Origin of the sequence: Pseudarthrobacter sp. J1763 (assembly GCF_050490295.1) — a bacterium.
Classification (GTDB): Bacteria; Actinomycetota; Actinomycetes; order Actinomycetales; family Micrococcaceae; genus JBNPEO01.
The window spans coordinates 256,500-280,634 of record NZ_JBNPEN010000003.1 but is presented as its reverse complement, the minus strand read 5'-3'; the positions used below and the strand labels follow the sequence as shown (position 1 = coordinate 280,634).

Annotated in this window: 22 protein-coding genes; 17 read left to right on the top strand and 5 right to left on the bottom strand. The window is 57.9% G+C overall.

Annotation, left to right across the window (positions count from 1 at the left end):
- Positions 1–31 precede the first annotated feature (31 nt).
- The 7 genes from nrdE to ACQQCD_RS04790 all read left to right on the top strand — a co-directional run bounded on the left by nrdE (position 32) and on the right by ACQQCD_RS04790 (position 7,776).
- Positions 32–2,152, top strand: a complete 2,121-nt coding sequence (gene nrdE, locus ACQQCD_RS04820) for a class 1b ribonucleoside-diphosphate reductase subunit alpha (protein WP_430267298.1) — start codon at positions 32–34, stop codon at positions 2,150–2,152.
- 39 nt (positions 2,153–2,191) lie between these two features.
- A complete protein-coding gene (locus ACQQCD_RS04815) occupies positions 2,192–2,983 on the top strand; it encodes an NUMOD3 domain-containing DNA-binding protein (protein ID WP_430267297.1) in 792 nt (263 codons plus the stop codon).
- On the top strand, positions 2,980–3,954 hold the full coding sequence (gene nrdF, locus ACQQCD_RS04810) for a class 1b ribonucleoside-diphosphate reductase subunit beta (RefSeq protein WP_430267263.1): 975 nt from the start codon (positions 2,980–2,982) through the stop codon (positions 3,952–3,954). Before ACQQCD_RS04815 ends, nrdF begins: the two co-directional genes overlap by 4 nt.
- A 144-nt stretch (positions 3,955–4,098) precedes the next feature.
- Positions 4,099–5,079, top strand: coding sequence for a DUF2332 domain-containing protein (locus ACQQCD_RS04805; protein ID WP_430267262.1), 981 nt, complete (start codon positions 4,099–4,101; stop codon positions 5,077–5,079).
- A 71-nt stretch (positions 5,080–5,150) separates the two neighbouring features.
- Complete coding sequence (locus ACQQCD_RS04800) at positions 5,151–6,242, top strand: FUSC family protein (protein ID WP_430267261.1); 1,092 nt, start codon at positions 5,151–5,153, stop codon at positions 6,240–6,242.
- Between the two features lie 86 nt (positions 6,243–6,328).
- Entirely contained in the window at positions 6,329–7,126 is a 798-nt protein-coding gene (locus ACQQCD_RS04795) for an alpha/beta fold hydrolase (RefSeq protein WP_430267260.1), read from the top strand.
- The gene (locus ACQQCD_RS04790) at positions 7,126–7,776 is read left to right on the top strand and encodes a dihydrofolate reductase family protein (protein ID WP_430267259.1); all 651 of its coding nucleotides are present in this window, start codon (positions 7,126–7,128) and stop codon (positions 7,774–7,776) included. The genes ACQQCD_RS04795 and ACQQCD_RS04790 overlap by 1 nt, the downstream gene beginning before the upstream one ends.
- Here the strand turns inward: ACQQCD_RS04790 and ACQQCD_RS04785 are convergent.
- Positions 7,773–8,444, bottom strand: coding sequence for an endonuclease/exonuclease/phosphatase family protein (locus tag ACQQCD_RS04785; protein WP_430267296.1), 672 nt, complete (start codon positions 8,442–8,444; stop codon positions 7,773–7,775). The genes ACQQCD_RS04790 and ACQQCD_RS04785 overlap by 4 nt on opposite strands.
- A 77-nt stretch (positions 8,445–8,521) precedes the next feature.
- Here ACQQCD_RS04785 and ACQQCD_RS04780 point away from each other — a divergent pair, with 77 nt between their 5' ends.
- Genes ACQQCD_RS04780 through ACQQCD_RS04770 form a run of 3 tightly spaced genes read left to right on the top strand, consistent with a single transcriptional unit; the run spans position 8,522 to position 10,596 of the window.
- The gene (locus ACQQCD_RS04780; protein WP_430267258.1) at positions 8,522–9,025 is read left to right on the top strand and encodes a DedA family protein; all 504 of its coding nucleotides are present in this window, start codon (positions 8,522–8,524) and stop codon (positions 9,023–9,025) included.
- A gap of 26 nt (positions 9,026–9,051) precedes the next feature.
- Positions 9,052–9,849: a thioesterase family protein gene (locus tag ACQQCD_RS04775; RefSeq protein ID WP_430267257.1), complete on the top strand. Its 798-nt coding sequence runs from the start codon at positions 9,052–9,054 to the stop codon at positions 9,847–9,849.
- Positions 9,850–9,855: 6 nt separating this feature from the next.
- The gene (locus ACQQCD_RS04770) at positions 9,856–10,596 is read left to right on the top strand and encodes a lipoyl protein ligase domain-containing protein (RefSeq protein WP_430267256.1); all 741 of its coding nucleotides are present in this window, start codon (positions 9,856–9,858) and stop codon (positions 10,594–10,596) included.
- 66 nt (positions 10,597–10,662) lie between these two features.
- On the opposite strand, the gene ACQQCD_RS04765 is transcribed toward ACQQCD_RS04770, so the two are convergent.
- The 3 genes from ACQQCD_RS04765 to ACQQCD_RS04755 form a co-directional block, all read right to left on the bottom strand.
- Positions 10,663–11,292, bottom strand: coding sequence for an MBL fold metallo-hydrolase (locus ACQQCD_RS04765; protein WP_430267255.1), 630 nt, complete (start codon positions 11,290–11,292; stop codon positions 10,663–10,665).
- Positions 11,292–12,377, bottom strand: coding sequence for an S-(hydroxymethyl)mycothiol dehydrogenase (locus ACQQCD_RS04760; protein ID WP_430267254.1), 1,086 nt, complete (start codon positions 12,375–12,377; stop codon positions 11,292–11,294). The genes ACQQCD_RS04765 and ACQQCD_RS04760 overlap by 1 nt, the downstream gene beginning before the upstream one ends.
- 126 nt (positions 12,378–12,503) lie before the next feature.
- Positions 12,504–12,761, bottom strand: a complete 258-nt coding sequence (locus ACQQCD_RS04755; RefSeq protein ID WP_430267253.1) for a mycoredoxin — start codon at positions 12,759–12,761, stop codon at positions 12,504–12,506.
- Between the two features lie 121 nt (positions 12,762–12,882).
- Between ACQQCD_RS04755 and ACQQCD_RS04750 the strand changes: the two genes are divergently transcribed.
- The 7 genes from ACQQCD_RS04750 to pdxS all read left to right on the top strand — a co-directional run bounded on the left by ACQQCD_RS04750 (position 12,883) and on the right by pdxS (position 21,982).
- Positions 12,883–13,632 (top strand): SOS response-associated peptidase, encoded by a 750-nt coding sequence (locus ACQQCD_RS04750; protein ID WP_430267295.1) that lies wholly within the window; start codon positions 12,883–12,885, stop codon positions 13,630–13,632.
- A gap of 104 nt (positions 13,633–13,736) precedes the next feature.
- Positions 13,737–14,045 carry a hypothetical protein gene (locus tag ACQQCD_RS04745; protein WP_430267252.1) on the top strand — a complete coding sequence of 103 codons (309 nt, stop codon included), beginning with the start codon at positions 13,737–13,739 and terminating at the stop codon, positions 14,043–14,045.
- 14 nt (positions 14,046–14,059) lie between these two features.
- Entirely contained in the window at positions 14,060–17,560 is a 3,501-nt protein-coding gene (locus ACQQCD_RS04740; RefSeq protein WP_430267251.1) for a DNA polymerase III subunit alpha, read from the top strand.
- 174 nt (positions 17,561–17,734) lie between these two features.
- Positions 17,735–19,702 (top strand): threonine--tRNA ligase, encoded by a 1,968-nt coding sequence (gene thrS / locus ACQQCD_RS04735; protein ID WP_430267294.1) that lies wholly within the window; start codon positions 17,735–17,737, stop codon positions 19,700–19,702.
- A gap of 4 nt (positions 19,703–19,706) precedes the next feature.
- Complete coding sequence (locus ACQQCD_RS04730; protein ID WP_430267250.1) at positions 19,707–20,291, top strand: HIT family protein; 585 nt, start codon at positions 19,707–19,709, stop codon at positions 20,289–20,291.
- Positions 20,284–20,886 carry a phosphatidylinositol phosphate synthase gene (gene pgsA, locus ACQQCD_RS04725; protein WP_430267249.1) on the top strand — a complete coding sequence of 201 codons (603 nt, stop codon included), beginning with the start codon at positions 20,284–20,286 and terminating at the stop codon, positions 20,884–20,886. Before ACQQCD_RS04730 ends, pgsA begins: the two co-directional genes overlap by 8 nt.
- Before the next feature lie 136 nt (positions 20,887–21,022).
- Positions 21,023–21,982, top strand: a complete 960-nt coding sequence (gene pdxS, locus ACQQCD_RS04720) for a pyridoxal 5'-phosphate synthase lyase subunit PdxS (RefSeq protein ID WP_430267248.1) — start codon at positions 21,023–21,025, stop codon at positions 21,980–21,982.
- Here the strand turns inward: pdxS and ACQQCD_RS04715 are convergent.
- Positions 21,954–23,999, bottom strand: coding sequence for a M3 family metallopeptidase (locus ACQQCD_RS04715; RefSeq protein WP_430267247.1), 2,046 nt, complete (start codon positions 23,997–23,999; stop codon positions 21,954–21,956). The genes pdxS and ACQQCD_RS04715 overlap by 29 nt on opposite strands.
- Positions 24,000–24,135 lie beyond the last annotated feature (136 nt).

Below are 24,135 nucleotides of genomic sequence, written 5' to 3'. Positions count from 1 at the left end.
TGGCGAGCACCTGGGCCAGGACAAAAAGCCCATGCCGGAAGCGTTTAAGGGCTTGGGTTACCACGAGCTGAACGCCATGCTGAACCTTTATGGTGCCGATGGCAAGATTCAGTTCGAGGCTGACCGTGAAGCCGCACACCAGTACTTCTTGCAGCACGTTAACAACAACACGGTGTTCTTCCATGACTTGGAAGAGAAGCTCGAATACTTGGTTAAGAACGAGTACTACGAGCGCGAAACGCTGGATCAGTACACCATGAACTTCATTCGTGGTCTGTTCAGCCGTGCGTACAAAAAGAAGTTCCGCTTTGAGACCTTCTTGGGTGCGTTCAAGTTCTACACGTCTTACACGCTCAAAACTTTTGATGGCAAGCGTTTCTTGGAGCGCTACGAAGACCGTGTGTGCATGGTTGCCTTGCACTTGGCTCGTGGCAATGAAGAACTTGCAACTGCTTTGGTTGATGAGATTATTGGCGGCCGTTTCCAGCCGGCTACCCCCACCTTCCTCAATGCCGGTAAGGCACAGCGCGGCGAGCTGGTTTCCTGCTTCCTGCTGCGTATGGAAGACAATATGGAGTCGATCGCCCGCGGCATTAATTCGGCTCTGCAGCTCTCCAAGCGCGGCGGCGGTGTGGCACTGTCCTTGACGAACATTCGTGAGCACGGTGCACCGATCAAGCAGATCGAGAACCAGTCCTCCGGTGTGATCCCCGTGATGAAGCTTCTCGAGGACAGCTTCTCCTACGCCAACCAGCTCGGCGCACGTCAGGGTGCCGGTGCCGTGTACTTGCACGCCCACCACCCGGACATCTACCGCTTCTTGGACACCAAGCGTGAGAACGCTGATGAGAAGATCCGTATCAAGACCCTGTCCTTGGGTGTTGTGGTTCCGGACATCACCTTTGAACTGGCTAAGAAAAACGAGGACATGTACTTGTTCTCCCCGTATGACGTTGAGCGTGTCTACGGTGTGCCGTTCTCTGACATCTCTGTGACTGAGAAGTACTACGAGATGGTTGATGATTCCCGGATTAAGAAGACCAAGATCAACGCCCGTGAGTTCTTCCAGACTCTGGCAGAGATCCAGTTCGAATCCGGTTACCCGTACATCATGTTCGAGGACACGGTAAACCGGGCTAACCCGATTGCCGGCAAGGTCACCATGAGCAACTTGTGCTCGGAGATCCTCCAGGTTTCCACCCCGTCCGTGTACGGCGAGGACCTCAGCTACGAGACTGTGGGCAAGGACATTTCTTGCAACCTGGGTTCGTTGAACATTGCCAAGGCTATGGATTCACCGGATTTTGGTCAGACCATTGAGACCTCCATCCGTGCCTTGAGCGCCGTCTCTGACATGTCCTACATCAACTCGGTTCCGTCCGTGGCACAGGGTAACGCTCAGAGCCACGCCATTGGTTTGGGCCAGATGAACTTGCACGGCTATTTGGCCCGCGAGCGTGTTCACTACGGTTCTGAAGAGGGCTTGGACTTCACCAACATCTACTTTTACACCGTGCTGTTCCACGCGTTGCGCGCTTCAAACCGTCTCTCCATTGAGACTGGCCAGAAGTTCGGTGGTTTTGAGAACTCCAAGTACGCCTCGGGTGAATTCTTCGACAAGTACACAGATCAGGCATGGGTTCCGGCTACGGAGCGCGTCAAGGAACTCTTTGGCAACATCCACATCCCTACCCAGGATGACTGGCGTGAGCTGAAGGCTTCTGTGATGGAGCACGGTATTTACAACCAGAACCTGCAGGCCGTTCCGCCGACCGGTTCCATCAGCTACATCAACAACTCCACCTCCTCGATTCACCCGGTGGCTTCCAAGATTGAGATTCGTAAGGAAGGCAAGCTGGGCCGCGTTTACTACCCGGCTCCGTACCTGACCAACGACAACCTTGAGTACTACCAGGATGCTTACGAGATTGGTTACGAGAAGATCATCGACACCTACGCCGCTGCCACGCAGCACGTAGATCAGGGCCTGTCCCTGACGCTGTTCTTCAAGGACACTGCCACCACGCGTGACATCAACAAGGCTCAGATTTATGCCTGGAAGAAGGGCATCAAAACCATCTACTACATCCGTCTCCGCCAGCTCGCGCTGGAGGGCACGGAGGTGGATAACTGCGTTTCCTGCATGTTGTAACAACCATAATCGGTTAAGTTTCACAAGGGGATGAAAGTGATGGAACCGACGACGGCGCCGGGTGGCCTGGTGTATGGCATTCGACTTCGACGCGAATTCGAATATCGGTACATCGGTATAACCACCAAGACGGCCAGTCGTCGGTTCCATCAACATCTGCGCGTAGCGGTCTCCGGGCGGAAGACGCCCTTCTATGATTGGCTCCGGAAACAAGATCCGGCCGACGTCATCGCCGATGAGTTGGATTGGGTCGAAGGATTGCCGGAACTGGGCCAAGCTGAGATGGATTGGATTAGCTACCTACGCCGCGAAGGGGACAGGCTTCTGAATCTTGCCGAAGGCGGACTTGGTCCAACAGGAGTTGTCTGGACGGATGCGCAACGAGACGCGGCACGGATTCGATCCACCGGGAGAAAAGGCGTCAGCCGTCCAGGTCAGCAGAATCCGTTCTACGGCATGAAACACACTGAAGAACAACGCAGGAAATGGGCTGAAGATCGCAAGGGTTCATTTTCTGGCACGGACAATCCGAATTTCGGTAAGTTCGGCCCGGACCATCCTGGCTTCGGACGGCAGATCAGTGACGAACAACGCAAGGCACTTTCTGAGGGAATGATGGGCCAGAACAATCCCAACTTCGGAAAGACAGCCAGCGAGGAAACAAGAGCAAAGATGTCAGCGGTGCGAAAAGGGCGGCCTATGCCGTCCAGTCAGCGCAGCGCACACACCCGGCACCACACCAACAAGGGCGTAGAGAAAGCCGACTGCAAGCATTGCGTCGAGGACTCAACAACCCCACGGCACTCTTCAGAAAGCGAATCGGACTCATGACAGAAAAAGTAAAGCTGCTTCACCACGTTGAGGCCATCAACTGGAACAAAATCCAGGACGACAAGGACGTGGACGTCTGGAACCGACTGGTCAACAACTTCTGGCTGCCGGAGAAAGTGCCGCTTTCTAACGACATCCAGTCGTGGAACACCCTGACCCCGGACGAGCAGAAGCTCACCATGCGTGTGTTCACCGGACTCACCCTCTTGGACACCATCCAGGGCACGGTTGGTGCAGTGGCTTTGATCCCGGATGCGATCACCCCGCACGAGGAAGCCGTTTACACGAACATCGCGTTTATGGAATCCGTGCACGCGAAGAGCTACTCCTCGATCTTCTCCACCTTGTGCTCCACCAAGGAGATTGACGAGGCGTTCCGCTGGTCCGTTGAGAACGAGAACCTGCAGCGTAAAGCGCAGATTGTGATGGACTACTACCAAGGTGATGACCCGCTCAAGCGCAAGGTTGCCTCCACGCTGTTGGAGTCCTTCTTGTTCTACTCGGGCTTCTACTTGCCCATGTACTGGTCCTCGCGCGCCAAGCTGACAAACACCGCTGACTTGATCCGTTTGATCATCCGCGATGAAGCCGTGCACGGCTACTACATTGGCTACAAGTTCCAGAAGGGTCTGGAAGGACTCTCCGAGGAACGCAAGCAGGAAATTAAGGACTACACCTTCGAGCTGCTCTTTGAGCTGTACGAAAACGAAGTCCAGTACACGCACGACCTTTACGATTCCGTTGGCCTGGCAGAGGACGTCAAAAAGTTCCTGCACTACAACGCCAATAAGGCTTTGATGAACCTCGGCTACGAGGCCATGTTCCCGGCTTCCGTCACTGACGTGAACCCGGCGATCCTTTCCGCGCTGTCCCCGAACTCGGACGAGAACCACGACTTCTTCTCCGGCTCGGGTTCCTCCTACGTGATCGGTAAGGCCGTGAACACGGAGGACGAGGACTGGGAGTTCTAGTCTCGTGTTTTTGAATGAACGACGGCGGTAATCGCCTTGCCGTTGTGATGTTCGGCAGTTCAGTAGTTCAATATTTTTTTAGGAGTGCCCGGTGCCTTGTGGTGCCGGGCACTACTGTTTTGGCCGCTGGTGCAGAATGAGTGGATGGATCTGTTTACCGACGTAGCGGAGCAATACAGTGCCTTTTCACACGATGCGAGGGACTCGCCGTGTTTTGAGCAGTGGGCGAAGGCTGTCTCCGACGATCCGGACGTTCTGGCCTGGATTTCGTCCCTGCCAGGTATCAAGCGACAACCGAACTTGGTGTTTGCCGCTGCACGCTGGATTGGTGTGCCGGCGCCTGGACCGTATGCGGCGCTCCGAGAGGCGCTTTTGGCTGATGACGGCCGGATTCGGCAGACGATCCTAGACCGGGCAACCCAGACGAATGAAGTGGGCAGGCTGGCCACCCTAACTCCCGTGTTTGCGCGTATTGCCTCGGAGTCCGGACGGCCCCTGGCTCTGGTTGAGGCAGGTGCCAGCGCCGGTCTGTGTTTGTACCCAGACAAGTACAACTACAACTGGGTTCCGCAGGGGCGCCTTTATGGCGCGGCCGGGCCGACTCTTAGTTGCACTGTGAGCGGTGAGGAGCCGCTGCCCACTACTTTGCCGGCTATTGCGTGGCGTGGCGGTGTGGACCTGAACCCTCTCGACGTTAATGACGCTGATGCCATGGCGTGGCTACAGAACCTTGTGTGGCCTGAGCAGGAAGAGCGCCGAGCGCGTCTGGCCGCTGCTATCGACATGGCCCGGGTTGAACCGCCCACACTGGTGCGGGGTAACATCTTGACGGCTCTTCGTGCGCAGATCGACGTAGCTGCAGAACACGGCGCGGTGGTGGTGTTCCACAGCGCCGTGATTGCTTACCTGACGGCCGAAGAGCGGGATGAGTTCTATGCGCTCATGATGGAGCTGGTTGCTAGGGGAGTGTGCCGCTGGGTCTCAAATGAAGCCACCAACGTGCTGCCACAGATCACTGCCACGGCGCCTGAATCACCGCCAGACCGGTCCTCTTTTGTACTTGGTCTCGATGGTCAGGCAGTTGCGTGGACTCACGGGCACGGGGCGTCGATGACGTGGCTGTGAGGACCGCCTAGACTGCAGGGATACCTTTAGCCCGGTTTGGGCTGGAGGTTCAGCCACCCTAAGGGGCGCAGGTGTTAACAAAGCAACACATACGCGGGCTGTGGACAGCACAAAATCGCGATGCCGCAGGTAGCCGCCTTCTGTTGGCCGTCAAAACGGCCCTTGCTGTAGGTATTGCGTGGCAACTGGCGAGTCTGATGCCCGGGGTGACTCAGGAGTACCCGTACTACGCACCACTGGGTGCGATTGTGAGTATGTACCCAACGTTTATGGGTTCGGTACGCGTAGGTTTCCAGACGCTACTGGGTCTTGTTCTTGGCATCTTGTTGGCTGGCGGCGTTCTCCTCGCTGGCAGCCCGAACATCATCACCATTTCCCTTGCGGTAGGCCTCGGTGTGCTTTTATCCGGTCATCACCGGCTGGGAGCCGGACGCGAATACGTGCCCATGGCTGTTCTTTTTGTGCTGATCGTCGGCGGGCAGAATGCTGACGACTATTCCATTGGGTATTTGGTTCAGATGGCGTTGGGTGTGGTGGTGGGGCTAGCTGTAAATCTGACCATCCTCCCGCCGATAAGGCTCAACGCAGCGTTGTCACATACTTCGCGCGGCCGTGGAGTCCTTGTCCAACAACTCCGAGACATGGCCAGCGCGCTTGTGGGCCACTGGCCACCAGAGGAACAAGACTGGGCGGACCGCGCGGAGCTGATGACAAGCACTGTCAGTGAAATTCGCGCCGCAGCCTATGAAGCCCATGAAAGCCAACGGGCCAATCCACGTGGCTATCGCAAGTCACGCAAGCAACTAGTAGACAACAACTTTGAAGACCTCGCCGCATTGGAAGCCATCACTTTCCACGTCCGGAACATCACTGATGTGCTGGCCGGCGCAGTGCAGGATGCGCCAGTACAAGTGGAACTCATCGAAGATCTGCGCCGCCCCTTGAGCAATTGTCTCGATGCCACGGCGGCAGCACTGGAGAAGTGGGATGAGAGCGGGACCGACGAAGCATCATTGGAAACTGTCCGCACTAGCCTCACTGAACTTTCTAAGGAAATCGCCGCTGCCCCCAAAAGTGACGGATACGCACTCGCACCGGGAGCCGCCGTCGTACTTGATATTGAGCGGATCCTCGCGGCGCTCCGGCAGCGGGTCCTCGACTAAATCGACCAGTGCCTCTTGCCGATCCTCTCCACCAGGCGTAGACATATTCTGCTTGTATTTTTATGACTCCAAAGGCGGATTGCACCATGGTTGAGCACGTCACCTCCTCTGATGGGACTTCGATTGCCTTTGAGGCTGCCGGAAGCGGTGATCCGTTGCTAATCATCGGCGGGGCACTCAGCAACCGCCACGCCGTACAGCCCTATGTACCGTTCCTCCAAGACACATTCACCGTCTACGGACTGGACCGGCGCGGCAGGGGAGAAAGCACCGATACTCAGCCCTACGCCGTCGACCGTGAAATTGAAGATATCGCCGCAGTTGTCCAGGCAATCGACGGCAACGTGGCCGTCTACGGACACTCCTCTGGAGCGATTCTTGCGCTCGAGGCCGCAGCCGCGGGCGTACCGTTCGGCGGCGTATTTGCTTACGAACCCCCATATTGCACACCCCAGGACCCAGATGAACCGTGGGATGCCTTCGCCCAGCGGGTACAACAACTAGTGGAAAACGATCAACGCGACCAAGCCGTCCAAGCATTTATGGCACACGTTGGGGCGCCCACCGATCCGGACATGGTCAATGCGCCGTGGTGGCCCCAACTCACTGCCATTGCTCACACCTTGTTCTACGACCTTCACATAGTCGGCGACGCGGTAGTCCCTCAGGAACGGCTAGCTCGCATCAAAGCGCCGGTATTAGTTGTCCACGGTGGCAGCAGTCCCGCGTGGGCCCAACAATCTGCACGGGAAGTTGCCGCTGCCGTTCAACACGGCTCCACAGCGGAACTCGAAGACCAGACCCACAACGCCGACCCCGCTGCACTGGCGCCACTCCTGCTCGAATTTCTCGCATCCAACAAGCACTCAAAGGCGAAACACTAATGCCCCGACTACGCGCCCACAGCCTGGCCACCTCCCTAGACGGCTACATGGCCGGACCGGAACAGAGCCTGGAAGCCCCGTTAGGCATCGGCACCGAGAACCTCCACGCATGGGTGTTTGAAACCTCCTTTGGCCGGGGCATGATGGGCCAAGAAGGCGGAACCACAGGCATTGATGATCAGTGGCTGCGCCGGGGAGAAGAAAACATTGGGGCCACCATCATGGGCCGGAACATGTTCACCCCATACCGTGGCGCTTGGGACACCCCTGAATCAAAAACTTGGGACGGCTGGTGGGGCCCAACCCCACCCTACGGGCACCCCGTATTTGTGCTCACCCACCACGCCCGGGACCCGCTACCGATGGAAGGCGGCACCACGTTTTACTTTGTCACCGACGGTATCCAGAGCGCCTATGACCAAGCGATGGAGGCTGCGGCCGGAAAAGATGTTCGCCTAGGCGGTGGCGCGGAAACGGTCCGCGAATACCTCAACGCTGGGCTCGTGGACGAACTGCACGTAGCCACGGTTCCGGTGATTCTAGGTGCCGGCGCAAGCCTGTTCGACGGCGTGGACACCACAGCGCTGGAACTGGCCGAATTCGCCACCTCAGAGAAAGTGGCGCACTCGCGTTTCGTTCGGAAAAGTTAGTCGCCGAATTCGGCCGTCACCATAATCGGCAAATGATCAGAGGCGCCGCGGGGGAGTGTCTGGACCTTGGTGATATTCAAGCCTTGCGAGGTGGCGAAGTCGAAGTGACCCTTAAACACCCGGTATCGTGTGTACGTTTTCCGGTCACTGAGTGAAAGATCAAAGCCGGTGTCCCGCACGTGCCGCGTCAGGCTATTGGTGAACAGCGGATAGTTGAAGTCGCCCACCATCAGTGTCATCTTCTCGCCACCCAAACCCAAAAGTTCCGCATGCGCGGCATGGATCTGCTTACGCCGCAAAGAGTTCGATGCGGTCAGCGGTGCGGCGTGGAAAGAGCCCAGCACCAGTTCATGCCCCGTGGCGATATCCACCAGCCGAGTCCCCAAAAGCCGCTCATGGGCGGGGGAGAGGACATGGTCATGCATGGACTTTTTGAGTGAAAAAGCCTTGGTGTGCGCGTCAGTGAACCGTTCGGCGTCGTAATAAATCGCCAAACCCAAACGATTCCCACGGGTGGCATCCGCCAAACGCAAGTGGCCAATCGCCTCAGGCATGTCAGCGGTGGTGCATTCCTGAATGCACAAAGCATCGACCTTAAACGTCGCTACCAAGTCTTCAAGCTCGCCGCTGGCCGCATGTTTGCGCAAGTTATAGCTAATGACCCGGATCAGCTGGCCACCTCTTCCCGTTGTGTGTGAAGGACCGCTTTTGAGTCTACCTACCTCAGTGTCGGTAGCCTGTATTGGTGGATCAGATCATGTCCTTGCCCTTCGAAGTGGCAGTCGCAGCGCTCTTTGTGATTGTGATGCTGCGCGCCAACGCCACCTATTGGCTAGGACGAGGCGCCACCGCCGGGGCTGCACGCAGCAAACTTGGCCGTCACCTTACCGGTCCCAAAGCCGATACGGCACGCAAACTCATAGCCCGTTGGGGGCCCTGGGCCGTGATGTTCTCGTTCCTGACCATCGGCATCCAAACCGCGGTGAACCTCACCGCCGGGGCAGGGAAGATGCCACTCAAACGCTACGTGCCAGCCGTCGTCGTAGGTTCACTCATGTGGGCGTTTCTGTACGCCACCGTAGGGCTGGCCGCGATCGACGCGTGGATCACTTTGGCGGGCAAATCGCCGTGGACACTCGCTGGCTTAGGGCTCCTGCTAGTAGTGATTGCGCTGACCATTATTGTCCGCCGCAGACGCGCAACACCTGCGGAAAGAAGCGAACCACTTGACGCTAGAGTGGAGCCGTAAATACTGCACAAGCGAAGGAGCAAACGGTGGATTTGCCAGAACTGGCCGAAGGTGACTTCTACTACCAATGGCTGGGGGACGGAAAATATCGCTCCACGATTCACGTTCAAGGCGCGTGGAATCCCCACGAACAACACATGGCTCCCGCTTCCGGTTTGCTCGCCGAAGCGCTACTTCGTCATGAGCCTCGCGAAGATCTGCGCATGGCCCGCATCAGCTACGAAATTCTAGGTCTCATCCCCGGCGGCGAATTCCACCTTGAAACCACCACCCTACGGCCCGGCAAAACCATCGAACTCATCCAAGCAGAAATGATCGCCAACGGGCGCACCGCCATCCGCGCCACCGCATGGCGCATGATGACCAGCGACACCAGCGAGGTTGCAGCTGTGGAGGACACCACCATGGCGCCGCGCAGCGAATGCGAAGTTTGGGACGGAAGCACCGTGTGGCCAGGCGGATACATCCAATCCCTCGAGATGGCGGTGGCTCCCAATCACCGGCCAGGCAGCGGCCAAGTGTGGATCAAACCCGGATACCCGCTCACCGACGCTGCAGATAGCACCGATCTCGCGCGACTCATCGGCCTAGTGGACACCTCTAACGGCATCGCTGCCCGCGTTGCTCCGGGCGAAAACACCTATGCGTTCCCCAACTTGGACCTGCAAATCCACATGTACCGGATGCCGGAGGGCGAATGGTTGGGCTTGGATAATTCCGTTACCTTTGGCACCGATGGAATTGGCCTGACCTCCACTGTCCTGCACGATGAGCAGGGACCCTTTGGCCGTTCCGAGCAAATTCTTACCGTGCGAAAGGTCTAAGTAACAGTGCTCTCCATCGTTCGTCAGGACCGGAGCCTGGGTGCCGAAGCCGACCTAGACTTTGCCTTGGAAATGCTGGCCGCCGCCCGGCAAGAAAAGTTGGGCCCCACCGTCCGGCTCTACCGCCCCCAGCCAACGTTGGCGTTTGGGCAGCGAGACACCAAACTTCCCGGTTTCCCCGCCGCCGAAATTGCCGCACGCAACGCCGGATTTGAGCCACTAGTCCGGCGCGCCGGCGGCCGCGCTGCCGCGTACCACCAAGGCTGCCTAGTGGTGGACCACGTGGAACCCAGTCCGGATGCTATTGCTGGAGCACGACGACGGTTCGCCCAGTTTGGCGAACTGCTCGCCAACTCGCTGGTGGCCACCGGAGTTGTGGCCGGGGTGGGGGAGATCCCGGGCGAATATTGCCCCGGTGAGTTCAGCGTTCACGGGGTGGACCCGATATTCCCCCAGCACCGGCTCAAACTCGTAGGCACTGCCCAACGTGTTGTTTCCGGAGGGTGGCTGTTCAGCTCGGTGATTGTGGTGGAACGCTCCCAGCCCATCCGACGAGTTTTAGAAGACGTGTACTCGGAGCTGGGGCTTGATTGGGATCCCACCACAGCCGGGTCCGTGGATGACTTGGTGCCACATGTTGGTGTGGACGATATTGAAGAAGCAGTGATCGCCGCCTACGCAGCCACCACCGAGTTGAGCTTCAAAAGCTTCGACTGGCTCGAAGGTATTCACCGGCAAACGGACTAATCACCTGGGAATCCCGCGGTGAATAGTCCGTTTGCGGGTGAGAAACGCCTGCGGATAAGAAGCAGGCTAGTGCCCGCGGGTTATCCAGTCCTGCAGATCCGGCGCCTCAGCACCAATGGTTGTTGAATCCCCGTGCCCGGTCAGCACCTTGGTATTACCTGGCAAGGTTAGTAATCGACTCTTGATGGATTCGATGATGGTGGGGAAATCACTAAAAGAACGTCCCGTGGCTCCGGGCCCACCCTTAAAGAGAGTGTCGCCAGTAATGACGGTACTCAACTCCGGGATATAGAAGCTCACCGAGCCTGGTGAGTGCCCCGGCGTAGCCAGAGCCACCAACTCCGTTCCTGCCACCTCAAACTTCTGCCCGTCACTCATCTCAGCGTCCGGAGCGGTATCTGGGTGAACCGTGTCCCACAGCATCCGGTCAGCCGGGCTCAAATACACGGGAGCATCAAAAAGCTTCTGTGCCTCAAGTGCTGCACGGACGTGGTCATCGTGCCCATGAGTGAGCAGGATTGCCGTGACTTTTCTCTGCCCGACGGCGTCACTCACCTTCTGCGGGTTATGCGCCGGGTCAATGATCAGGCACTGCGAATCGTCGCCAACAATCCACACATTGTTATCAACGTCCCACGTGCCACCGTCCAGGGAGAACGTTCCTGAGGTGACCACGTTGTCGATCCGGGCACCCACTAGAGCTCCACCACCGAACGCAACACGTCGCCGTTGTGCATTTTCTCGAACGCGGCTTCAATGTCATTGATGCCAATCCGCTCAGTCACAAACGCATCCAAATCCAACTTGCCTTGCTGGTACAGGCTCACCAGCATGGGGAAGTCGCGGGAGGGCAGGCAATCGCCGTACCACGAAGACTTCAACGAACCGCCCCGACCAAACACATCCAGGAGCGGCAACTCGATCTTCATCTCAGGGGTGGGAACACCCACAAGCACCACCGTCCCGGCCAGATCACGGGCGTAGAAAGCTTGTTTGTAGGTTTCAGGCCGTCCCACTGCGTCAATGACCACGTCTGCACCAAAACCGCCGGTCAACGCCTGAATGGCCTCAACCGGGTCAGTGCCAGAGGAATCGATGGTGTGGGTGGCGCCCAAGGTTTTGGCGCGCTCAAGTTTCCGCGGATCAATGTCCACAGCGATGATGGTGGTTGCACCGGCGAGCGCAGCCCCGGCAATGGCAGCAGTGCCCACCCCGCCGCAACCGATCACGGCCACCGAATCGCCGCGTTTGACGTTTCCAGTGTTGATGGCTGCGCCGATTCCAGCCATCACACCACAACCGAGGAGTCCCACGGCAGCTGCGTCAGCTTCAGGATCAACCTTGGTGCACTGGCCGGCGGCCACCAGAGTCTTTTCAATGAAGGCACCAATGCCCAGAGCGGGGCTGAGCTCGGTGCCATCCTCGAGAGTCATTTTTTGGGTGGCGTTGTGAGTGTTGAAGCAGTACTGCGGCTGGCCCTTGAGGCAAGCACGGCAGCTGCCACACACGGCACGCCAGTTCAGAATCACACGGTCCCCGGGAACTAAGTCTGTAACGTCTGGGCCTACGGCGGCGATAACACCCGTGGCTTCGTGTCCCAAGAGGAAGGGGAAGTCGTCGCTGATGCCACCGAGCTTGTAGTGCAAGTCTGTGTGGCAGACACCGGAGGTGATGATGTCTACGAGTGCTTCGCCGGGCCCTGGATCCGGAACAATAACGGTTTCTAGAGTGACAGGAGCGCCCTTGGACTTGGCGATAATTCCCTTGACCTTGTGAGCCACGATTGGTCCCTTCGACGACAGCAATACCTCTGCTTGTCTATCACAAGAGCCCCGGCGGATGCCTTAGACGCTTCAGACAACTATCTAAAACAACCGCCCGGACGTGTTTGTCGTGGGGAATCGCGCTTAGACGGCGAGGCGCTTTTTGACCTCAGCCGCGGAAGGATTGGTAGCGGCCGTGCCATCCGGGAACAACACGGTAGGAACTGTCTGATTGCCGCCGTTGAGCTGCTCAACCAGGGCCGCGGTGCCTTCAACCTCTTCAATGTTGACCTCGGTGTAGCCAATTCCCTGAGCATCCAATTGCTTCTTCAGACGGTTGCAGTATCCGCACCACGTGGTGGAAAACATGGTGATGGTGCCGGCCTCTGGGGTGAAATCCATGAGAACTCCTTAGTGTTGATGGTTCGCTTCCTTGGTGCCCAACGATATCCGGCGGCTTAGTATTCCACGCAGCCACTCTTTAGGCCGGGTCTTCGGAGCGGTGAAAGCCTATGCTGGTGACATGTGTGGACGTTACGTGATGGCCCGTGCGGTAGGGGATTTGGTGGCGGATTTCGGCGCCGAACTCGAAGAAGAGTTCCAGCTGCAGCCCAGTTGGAACATTGCCCCCACCACTGACGTGCCTATCCTGCTAGAGCGCTTAGTGGACGGCGAGAAGCACCGCCAGTTACACGTTGCCCGTTGGGGTCTGATCCCTGGCTGGGCCAAAGATCCCGGCATCGGCGTCAAAATGTTCAACGCCCGCAGCGAGACGGTCCTAGAAAAACCGTCCTTCCGGGCGGCGATTAAATCTCGCCGCTGCGCCGTGCCAGCCGACGGTTATTACGAATGGAAAAAGGGCGAAGGGAAAACCAAGCAGCCTTATTACGTTCACCCGGCTACCGGTTCAGGGATCGTTTTTGCAGGGCTCTACGAATGGTGGAAAGACCCGGCCAAAGAAGACGGTGCACCGGACCGTTGGGTCTTGTCTACGTCCATTATTACGACGGCGGCGCCCAGCCCGGACTCGCAGGACCCGGTCCTCGCAGAGCTCGGCGCTTTACACGACCGGCTTCCCGTTCCGCTAAGCAAAGAGGCGCTCGGTGACTGGTTAGACCCAGAAGCCAAGGACATTCCGGGACTTGTGGAACTTATCAGAGCCCAAGCCAACGAGGTTGCAACAACGTGGACATTGGATGCAGTAGGTTCCGCAGTGGGGAATGTACGCAATAATTCCGCCGAGTTGATCACCCCGGAAGAAGCTCTTTTCTGAAAAGCCGGGTGCTCTTGTCTGACCCGAGGGGTACAGTTAACGCATTCGAACATACGTTCGAATGTATGAGTTATCTGAGACCACACGGATAGGAGGAGAAGGCCATGGGCGTCTTTTCAGAGGGACTACATGTTGAATGTGCACCCTCCGGCCAGCCGCTCGCAGTGACCTGGGCAGGAACGGAATACCTCGTTTGTGCCGAACCCCTGCGATGGTTTGAACGCCGCCAATGGTGGGCAGAAGAATCCCGGGCACCACTGGGCAGCGGCGCCGGGCTGGTTGACCACAAAATCTGGCGACTGCAATTACAGGCCGGCACTCAAGAAATCACCGTAGAACTAGTCCACTACGTAGCGGCCAACCGCTGGCGACTACTCAAAACACACCACACCCTCGACTCCCGCAGCGCCTAGAGGCGAAAACGTCAATGAGCTTCACCCACCTTCATGTCTCCACCGCATTCAGCGCCCACTACGGGGTCTCCTGGCCGGCAGAACTCGCCGCAGCAGCCGCCGCAGATGGTGCAAGCGCGCTCGCCTGCACAGACAGGGACGGCCTCTACGGCACAGTCAAACACCTCAAAGCATGTATGGATGCAGGGATAGACCCCATCGTCGGGGTGGACCTTGCGGTCCTAGAAGACGACGACGGTGGCGACCGAACCCGCGTAGCCGGACGCGTCGTTGTACTAGCCCACGGTGGAAACAATGGGGCTGGCTACAAGGCACTGTGCCGGCTGATCTCCGACGCGCACGCCCACACCTCAGGCAAGGCCGGTGGCAGCATCGCCGTAGCCGTCACACGAAGAGAACTGGCCTCCAGAACACTAGACCCCAACACCCTCCAGCCCGTACTCACCGTCCTCCTGGGACCAGACTCAGACGTAGGCCGCGCCATGGCAGGGCGCAAATACCTGCGCCCACGCAGCCTGTTCAAACACTGGCTCAGCATTATGCCCATCGGGACACTCGCCGCCGAAGTTGTCACACAGCTCAGCGCGCCCGGGCGCCCCTACAGCACCGCCCACGCAGTCCGAATGCTCAAACTAGCCCGCGAACACAGCACCCCAGCAGTACTCAGCAACGCCGTCCGGTACCTCGAAGAAGACGGCGCCGCCACCGCAGACGTCCTAGACGCAGCACGCGCCCTCAAATCCCTCCCCGAACTATCCCAAGCACCGCTCCTGCAACCCAACGGGCAAGCATGGCTCAAAACCAGCGCACAAATGCGTGACCTCGCCCAAGAAATCATGCACGCAGCCTCAGCCGGAACCGAAGAACTCACAGCACTCCTCAAAACCACAGAGGCGCTCGCAGATCGCTGCCGGATAGACCCCGTAACGGACATGGGCTGGAAGCAACCCCAAGTGCCCGAAGCCTCAGTACTCGGAATCACCAACCATCCACTCACCGAACTCCGAGCACGCTGTGAAGGCGGAATAGGGCGGCGCTTTGCCGGCGCATCCGCCAAGGAACTAGAACACGTCCAAGAACGTATGGAGATGGAATTAGAGACCATCGGAAAACTAGGCTTCGCCTCCTACTTCCTCACCGTTGCCGAAGTCTCCACCATGATCACGGACATGGGCGTCAGAGCCGCAGCCCGAGGGTCCGGAGCGTCCAGCTTGGTCAACTACCTCACCGGTATCAGCCACGTAAACCCACTCCACCACGATCTACTTTTTGAACGCTTCCTCTCCCGGGATAGGTCAACCCTCCCGGACATAGACATCGACGTGGAAAGCGCCGAAAGGCACAACGTTTACCGGAAGATCTTTTCCCGCTTCGGCAACGAACGAGTCACCCTCATGAGCATGCAAAACGGCTACCGCGCTCGCGGTGCTGTTCGTGATGCCGGGCTGGCCTTGGGAATGGAGGAGGAAGAAATCGGTGAGATCGCTAAACAGCTCTGGCGTTTTTCGGCCCGTAATTTCCGCGAAGCACTTGTAGAAAAACCAGAACTTCGGGACTTTGCTGCACGCGTAGGTGGTGCCGGTGTGCCCACAAGGGACGGCAACTATCTGGATGTGCGGGAGCCCCAACTGGATTTGTTGGTGGACCTCACTGAAAGGTTGGACCGCCTACCTCGCCACATCTCCATGCATCCCTGTGGGGTGATCCTGGGAAATGCTGGTCTTTTAGACCGGACGCCCGTGCAACCCAGTGGTTTAGGCCTGCCCATGAGTCAGTTCGACAAACATGACATGGACCCGATGGGCATGCTCAAGCTCGATGTGTTGGGCGTCCGGATGCAAAGTGCCATGGCTTTTGCCGTCCGGGAAGTGATTCGGTTGCACCCCTCCCGGGAAGAAGTGATGGCCGCCGGAAACCACCCCAAGGATCAACACGGAAACCCGCCAGGCTTTATCCGCGAAGACGGGCACATTGAGCTCAACGATGTTCCGCTGGATGATGAACCCACTTTTGAACTCATTCGCAGTACTCACACTTTGGGCTGTTTCCAGATCGAATCCCCGGGTCAGCGTGAGCTGGTGGGGAAGCTAGCACCCCGAAACTTTAATGACCTGATCATCGATATTTCCTTGTTCCGGCCAGGCCCCATGAAATCTGACATGGTGCGGCCCTTCTTGGAATACCGGCACGGCTTCGCTCCAGAAAAATACCCGCACCCTGATCTGCGCGAGGTGCTCAAAGAAACCCACGGAGTGACGGTTTTTCACGAACAAATCATCCGAACTTTCAACGTGATGACCGATTGTGATCTGGCCCAAGCTGACGAGTTCCGCAGGGCGCTCGGCAATGAAAATCGTGAACCCGCGGTGGAGGAATTTTTCCGTCGAGAAGCCCGCAAACGCGGCTACACCCCTGAAGTAGTGGACAAAGTCTGGGGAACACTGAAGGCCTTTGGCAGTTTTGGTTTTTGCAAAGCCCACGGAGCTGCTTTTGCCGTGCCCACTTACCAATCAGCGTGGCTTAAAGCTCACCACCCAGAAGCATTTTTGGCTGGCCTGTGGGAACACGATCCAGGCATGTACCCCAAACGGCTCCTTGTGGCTGAGGCCAGACGTTTGGGTATTCCCATCCTCCCTTTGGACATCAATTCAAGCGGTGAAGAATACCGGGTGGAACGGGTCCACACCGGCCCGGATGCTGGCAAACTGGGCATCCGTCTGAGTCTCAAAGGGATCTACGGACTCTCTGGTGCCGAGCTTAAACGGCTAGTGGCCGGGCAACCCTACGATTCTTTGGCGGACTTGCGGGTGCGGGCACGCATCTCCAAACCCAACATCAAACGCCTCGCCCAGTTGGGTGCCTTTGACGCCTTGCATAAAGAGTCCGGCGGGCGCTCTAGCCGGGCGGACTTGGTCCAGCACTTGCAGCAGCTATCCACCAAAACCACCTCCGCACGGGGGCACGGCCCCATCGAAGGGCAACTGTCTCTTCCACTGGGCGATGTTGAGCTACGCAATCTCAAAGCAGAACTGCCGGAACCTAGCCAAAGAGAAAAAGTCCGCTCCGAACTGGACCTTATGGCCATGGACGTCAGCGGCCACTTGCTGGAAAGCTACAAACCGTTGCTTGAACAGCTGGGTGTCACCACCGCAAACCAGCTTTTGGCCTTGCGCAACGGAACCGAGGTATTGGTTGCTGGTATCCGGGTGGCCACCCAAACCCCGCCCATGCGCGGTGGGCGCCGAGTGGTGTTTATCAGTATTGATGACGGCACAGGGTGTGTGGATTCAGTGTTCTTCCACGAAGCCCAAGAACAGGCGGGACCGTTACTTTTTGGCACCCGTTTGCTCCTGATTCGAGGAACCACACGCCGGACAGGGGACCGGGGGATTAGCCTGTCCGCATCCATGGCATGGGACCTTGCTGAGCTGAATAACAGCGCATTGAATACCAGCGAGCTGAGCGGCATCCGTGCCTCGAGCCCTGAACTGAAGCGAACCGCCGTCGGGCTTTAACCCGGGCTCAAACTCCGGCAATTGCTCGGTTGGTCGCCTCCAACTGGAACCGATACGATTACAGAGGCTGGCTGTGGTCAACGTATGCCACAAGCTATGAAGCCTCAACATGAATAGGAGACACCCGTGTCAGAAGTCCAGCAGATCACCCTTAACGTCGACGGCGAAGAGAAAATGGTGACTACCGGGACCACCGGCGCGGAACTCTTTTTTGAGCGCCGCGATGTAGTTGTGGCCCGGGTTAATGGTGAACTCAAAGATTTAGACCAGCCCTTGCCTGCAGGTGCAACGGTTGAAGGCGTCACCATTGATTCTCCCGATGGCCTGAACGTTTTGCGCCACTCAACTGCCCACGTGATGGCCCAAGCCGTGCAGCAATTGCGTCCCGATGCCAAGCTGGGCATTGGCCCGTACATCCGTGACGGCTTCTACTTCGACTTTGACGTTGCTGAGCCGTTCACTCCCGAGGATCTGAAAACCCTCGAGAAGATGATGCTCAAGATCGTCAACCAAAACCAAAAGTTCGTTCGCCGTGTGGTCACCGAGGACCAAGCCCGCGAAGCCATGAAGAACGAGCCGTACAAGCTCGAACTGCTGGGCAAAAAGAACAACAGTGACGACGTCGACGCCGCCGAAGGTGTGAACGTTGAGGTTGGTGCTGGCGAGATCACCATCTACGACAACGTTGACCGCAAGAGCGGCGACAGTGTGTGGTGCGATTTGTGCCGCGGCCCGCACCTGCCCAACACCAAGATGATCTCCAACGCTTTCGCGCTGACTCGTTCTTCGGCTGCCTACTGGCTGGGAAACCAGAACAACCAGCAGCTCCAGCGCATTTACGGTACAGCGTGGCCCACCAAGGAAGCCCTCAAGGAGTACCAAGAGCGTCTGGCCGAGGCCGAGCGCCGCGATCACCGCAAGCTCGGTGTGGAACTGGACCTGTTCTCCTTCCCGGACGAGCTGGGCTCCGGCCTGCCGGTGTTCCACCCCAAGGGCGGCATCATCCGCAAGGCCATGGAGGACTACTCCCGTCAGCGCCACGTTGATGCAGGCTACGAGTTCGTTTACACCCCGCACATCACCAAGGGCCACCTCTACGAAGTTTCCGGGCACCTTGACTGGTACAAGGACGGAATGTTCCCGGCCATGCACGTGGATGAGGAACTCAACGAGGACGGCACGGTTCGCAAGCCCGGCCAAGACTACTACCTCAAGCCGATGAACTGCCCCATGCACAACCTGATCTTCCGCTCACGCGGCCGCTCTTACCGTGAACTGCCGCTGCGATTGTTCGAGTTCGGCTCCGTGTACCGCTACGAGAAGTCAGGCGTGGTGCACGGTCTGACTCGTGTGCGCGGTATGACACAGGATGATGCTCACATCTACTGCACCAAAGAGCAGATGAAGGATGAGCTCACCACCACGCTGAACTTTGTTCTTGGTTTGCTCAAGGACTACGGTTTGGACGACTTCTACCTGGAACTTTCCACCAAGAATGAAGAAAAGTTCGTTGGTGATGATGCCATCTGGGAAGAAGCAACTCGCACTCTGTCCGAGGTAGCAGAAGCGTCAGGACTGGAACTGGTTCCGGATCCCGGGGGAGCTGCGTTCTACGGTCCCAAGATCTCGGTACAAGCCAAGGATGCGCTGGGGCGTACTTGGCAGATGTCCACGATTCAGCTCGACTTTAACCTGCCGGAGCGCTTCGAATTGGAGTATCAGGCTGCCGACGGAACCCGTCAACGTCCGGTGATGATTCACCGCGCGCTGTTTGGTTCGGTAGAGCGTTTTATGGGTGTTTTGACCGAGCATTATGCCGGTGCGTTCCCTGCCTGGCTGGCGCCAGTCCAGGTGGTAGGTATACCCGTGGCTGAGGCCTTCAACGATTACATGTTCGACGTCGTCGCTCGCCTTAAGGCTGCGGGTATCCGTGCCGAGGTGGATATTTCCTCGGACCGCTTCCCGAAGAAGATCCGCACCGTCAGCAAGGACAAGATTCCATTTGTTCTAATTGCCGGTGGGGAAGACGCGGAAGCCGGAGCTGTCTCCTTCCGCTTCCGTGACGGTAGCCAAGATAATGGTGTGCCGGTTGAAGAAGCCGTGCAGCGCATTGTGGACGCCGTCAAGAATCGAACGGCCTAAGTACATGGTGGAGTCCACAGGCGCACAGCAACAGTATCCGGGCGATGCTGAAGTGAGCGATGACTTTCAGCTGCCCGGCGTTCCTGACGCTTTTCAGCGCCTGTGGACCCCACACCGTATGGCCTACATCAAAGGTGGGCAGGACCAGTTCAAGGGCAAGGACGACTGCCCGTTCTGCGTTGCGCCATCACGAAGCGACGAAGATTCCTTGATCGTTTACCGGGGCAAAACTTGCTACGTGGTTTTGAACCTGTACCCGTACAACCCTGGCCACCTCTTGGTGTGCCCGTACCGGCACGTTCCTGAATACACTGACATCACGGTGGAAGAAACGGCAGAGTTTGCAGCACTAAGCCAGACGGCCATGCGTGTACTGCGCCAAGTGTCTAACCCGGGCGGCTTTAACCTCGGAATGAATCAAGGGGCGGTGGGCGGCGCCGGAATCAAGGCTCACTTGCACCAGCACGTGGTTCCGCGCTGGGGTGGGGACGGAAACTTTTTCCCCATCATCGCCCAAACCAAAGCCATCACTCAAACACTTGGCGAGGTACGCCAGCTAGTGGCCGAGGCGTGGCCAGCTGATGCTTAATCGCTATGCGCGTGGCTTTTTCACGCGACTTTTTAGCCCTCTTGCGCGTTGGCTCCTGAAGATCGGCGTCTCTCCTGACGCTGTGACGATCGTAGGCACACTGGGGGTTGTGGTGGGCGCCTTGGTGTTCTACCCACTTGGTCAGCTCTGGTGGGGGACCCTGTTTATTACGGCGTTCATTTTCTCAGACGTCCTTGACGGCATGATGGCCAGAATTCAGGGACGCAGCGGCCCTTGGGGCAACTTTTTAGACTCAACCTTGGACCGCATTGCCGACGGTGCTCTCTTTGCTGGTGTGACCATCTGGTTTTTCACCCGGGGTGACAATCACGCGATTGCTATTGCCGCCGTCGTCTGTTTGGTCCTTGGCATGGTGGTTTCCTACGCTCGAGCCAAAGCGGAAGCGCTTGGATTCACCGCCAACGTTGGTATTGCTGAACGGGCTGAACGTTTGGTTTCGGTGCTGGTGGTGACCGGGTTTACCGGTCTGGGCTTGCCGGAAGTCGTTCTGTTTGTGACACTCTGCCTGCTCGGTGCGGCCAGCTTGGTGACAGTGGTTCAGCGCATTTCCACCGTGTACAAGCAATCTCGGTAATCTGATTCAGCCCCGGAGTGTGGCGGGGACTACTATGGTTTGTGTCTGGCTTCTCGGTCAGATCATCCGGTGCGTCCAGCTTTTTGCTGCTGCTCGGCACCAGCGAAGTCCAATTTTTCTACCCATAGGGGTTTTTGTGTCTACACCTGAAGTAACCGGCGAATCCGGCAACGCCGCTGCCGCAGTTACCGGCAGCAGCCGTGTTAAGCGCGGCATGGCGGAAATGCTCAAGGGCGGCGTCATTATGGACGTTGTCAACGTAGAGCAGGCGCGCATCGCCGAAGACGCCGGTGCCGTAGCCGTTATGGCCCTCGAGCGTGTGCCAGCTGACATTCGCGCTCAAGGTGGCGTGTCTCGTATGTCTGATCCGGACATGATCGACGCCATCATTGATGCCGTTTCCATCCCGGTCATGGCCAAGGCCCGCATCGGTCACTTTGTTGAGGCTCAGGTCCTTCAGTCCCTCGGTGTTGACTACATCGACGAGTCCGAGGTTCTCACCCCGGCCGACTACATCAACCACATCGACAAGTGGAACTTCACTGTTCCCTTCGTTTGTGGCGCCACCAACCTCGGTGAAGCACTGCGTCGCATCAATGAAGGTGCCGCAATGATTCGCTCCAAGGGCGAAGCCGGTACCGGTGACGTCTCCAACGCTACGGGTCACATGCGCAAGATCCGCGCTGAGATCGCCAAGCTTTCCTCCATGCCGGAAGACGAGCTTTACGTTGCCGCCAAGGAACTTCAGGCACCGTATGAACTGGTTAAGGAAATTGCCGCCACCGGTAAGCTTCCCGTGGTGCTGTTCACCGCTGGTGGTATTGCTACCCCCGCTGACGCAGCCATGATGATGCAGCTCGGCGCCGATGGTGTATTTGTTGGCTCCGGTATCTTCAAGTCAGGCAACCCGGCAGAGCGTGCAGCAGCGGTTGTGAAGGCCACCACCTTCTACGACGACCCTGACGTCATTGCCAAGGTTTCCCGCGGTTTGGGCGAGGCCATGGTGGGCATCAACGTGCCGCCGTCGCAGGCTCCGCAGGACTCCAGCCAGTTGACCAACACCGCGTTCACCCGTTTGGCTGATCGCGGCTGGTAAAAAGCCCTAAATAACGACGGCGGGTTAGCAGCGGCTGTAGGGCTGCGTCGCGGCCACGGAAGGCGCGGAAGCTTTCTAACGGTTCGCGGCTGTTTCCGCGGGAGAGTAGTTCTTTGCGGAAGTGATCGCCGTTGGCCCTCGTGAGGCCGCCGTTTTCCTTGAACCATTCCACGGTGTCAGCGTCCAGGACTTCGCTCCAAATGTAGGAGTAGTAGCCGGCAGAGTAGCCGGAGCCGGCGAAGATGTGCTGGAAATAGCCCGTGCGGTAACGCGGGGCAATGAGATCGTGGGCCAACCCGGCAGCGGCGAGCGAAGATTCCTCAAAAGCAAGGGCATCGCCCGGAACGTCAGCGGCCGTGACGGTGTGCCAGGCCAAGTCCAACAGTGCAGCACCTAAGTATTCGGTGGTGCCAAAGCCTTCGCCCCATACCTGGGAATCAACCAGATTTTGAACGTCTGCAGCCGGCAAAGCCTCACCGCTCTGGTAGTGCTTGGCATAGTTGGCCAAAACCTCCGGCCACAGGATCCACATTTCGTTCACCTGCGAGGGGTACTCCACAAAGTCACGTGGCACGCTGGTCCCGGAAAACCGCGGGTAGGTGACGTTGGAAAACAGTCCGTGCAAGGCGTGACCGAACTCGTGGAACGCCGTCCGCACCTCGTCCAAAGTGAGCAAAGTTGGCTCACCGGCGGCCGGCTTGGAGATGTTCAGGTTGTTGATCACCACTGGTTTTCCGCCGAGCAATTCAGACTGATCCACCAATGAATTCATCCACGCACCGCCGCGCTTGGACTCACGGGTGTAGTAGTCACCCAAAAACAGGCCGAGACCGCTACCGTCAGCGTTAAAGACTTCCCACACACGAACGTCGGGGTGGTAGCCCTTGAGGTCCGGGCGCTCGGTGAAGGTGACACCGTAAAGCTTTTCGGCAGCGTAGAACACACCATCGCGCAGGACGGTCTCCAGCTCAAAGTAGGGCCGCAACGCCTGCTCATCCACGTTGTAACGGCTGCTCCGGACCTTGGCCGAATAGTACGCCCAGTCCCAGGCCTCGAGCGGATGGCCAGCGATTTCGGCGAGAGCCTCTGCCTCGCCGTTGGCGTTCCGGACAGCCGCCGGCGCTAAGCGCTGGAGCATTTCCTGAACCTGGTTGATGCCAGGAGCAGTTTGGTCCTCGAGGGCCAGTTCCGCGTAATTTGCGAACCCAAGAAGTGCTGCCTTTTCGGCGCGGAGCTTGACGAGTTCCAGAACAGTGGCCCTTACGTCCAAATCCGAGTCATCAATCCCACGCCCGATCGAAGCTTGGTAGAGACGCTGACGGACCTCACGGTTGTTCAGGCTGGCCATGGCTGGCTGGTTGCTGGGCAAGATCAGCGTGAGGAGGTATTTGCCTGGGTGCCCTGCGGCGCTTGCTGCCTCGGCTGCGGTGTTTACATCGTCGGCGGGCAGACCGTCCAAGTCTGCAACGTCGTCGAGCATTAACGAAGCCTTTTTCATGGCTTCCTTGGCCCGCTGGCCGAAGTCGGTGCCAAGGCGCGAAAGCTCGGTATTTAACTCGCGTAAACGGCCCTGAGCACCGGTCTCGAGCTGGATGCCGGACTGACGGAACTCCTTGAGGTAATCCTCCACGAGCCGTGCTGACTCAGGATCAATGTTCTGGGTAGGAATTGCTGCGAACCGGTCATAGAGATCCCGATTCATAAACACTGCGTCTTGGTGCTGGGAGAACAGGGGGGAAAGCTTGGTTTCGAGCTCGCGAATCTGATCCGTAGCGTCCGCCGAAACTAGAGTAAAAAACCCTGCTGCGGCACGTTGCAACAGGGTTCCGGAACGCTCCATAGCCAGCGCAGTATTCTCAAAATTCGCGGCGTCAGGATTGCTAGTGATCGCGTTAATCTCGTTGAGATGTTCAGCAAGCCCGGCTTCCACTGCCTCGGCGTAATGTGCGGTGGTGATTTCGTTAAACGGGGGAAGCTGGTACGGCAGCGTGCTGGGGCTCAGGAGAGGATTAGTCATGAAATAAGACTTTCATACCCAAGGTGCTCGTGCCTAGAGCCTCTAGAAACCAGGACCTAAAGAAACAAGACAGTAAACAAAAAAGCTCGCGTTTGTGGCTCCACCCTAAGCTGGGTAGAGCCACAAACGCGAGCTA

Bases quoted from the DNA above. Each gene is read 5' to 3' on its own strand.
- ACQQCD_RS04790 (WP_430267259.1), top strand. From the start codon at position 7,126: ATGCCCCGACTACGCGCCCACAGCCTGGCCACCTCCCTAGACGGCTAC.
- ACQQCD_RS04750 (WP_430267295.1), top strand. From the start codon at position 12,883: ATGTGTGGACGTTACGTGATGGCCCGTGCGGTAGGGGATTTGGTGGCG.
- ACQQCD_RS04715 (WP_430267247.1), bottom strand. From the start codon at position 23,999: ATGACTAATCCTCTCCTGAGCCCCAGCACGCTGCCGTACCAGCTTCCC.
- ACQQCD_RS04745 (WP_430267252.1), top strand. From the start codon at position 13,737: ATGGGCGTCTTTTCAGAGGGACTACATGTTGAATGTGCACCCTCCGGC.
- thrS (WP_430267294.1), top strand. From the start codon at position 17,735: ATGGTGACTACCGGGACCACCGGCGCGGAACTCTTTTTTGAGCGCCGC.
- ACQQCD_RS04815 (WP_430267297.1), top strand. From the start codon at position 2,192: ATGGAACCGACGACGGCGCCGGGTGGCCTGGTGTATGGCATTCGACTT.
- pgsA (WP_430267249.1), top strand. From the start codon at position 20,284: ATGCTTAATCGCTATGCGCGTGGCTTTTTCACGCGACTTTTTAGCCCT.
- ACQQCD_RS04755 (WP_430267253.1), bottom strand. From the start codon at position 12,761: ATGGATTTCACCCCAGAGGCCGGCACCATCACCATGTTTTCCACCACG.
- ACQQCD_RS04795 (WP_430267260.1), top strand. From the start codon at position 6,329: ATGGTTGAGCACGTCACCTCCTCTGATGGGACTTCGATTGCCTTTGAG.
- ACQQCD_RS04805 (WP_430267262.1), top strand. From the start codon at position 4,099: ATGGATCTGTTTACCGACGTAGCGGAGCAATACAGTGCCTTTTCACAC.
- nrdE (WP_430267298.1), top strand. From the start codon at position 32: ATGCCGGAAGCGTTTAAGGGCTTGGGTTACCACGAGCTGAACGCCATG.
- ACQQCD_RS04740 (WP_430267251.1), top strand. From the start codon at position 14,060: ATGAGCTTCACCCACCTTCATGTCTCCACCGCATTCAGCGCCCACTAC.
- ACQQCD_RS04730 (WP_430267250.1), top strand. From the start codon at position 19,707: ATGGTGGAGTCCACAGGCGCACAGCAACAGTATCCGGGCGATGCTGAA.
- nrdF (WP_430267263.1), top strand. From the start codon at position 2,980: ATGACAGAAAAAGTAAAGCTGCTTCACCACGTTGAGGCCATCAACTGG.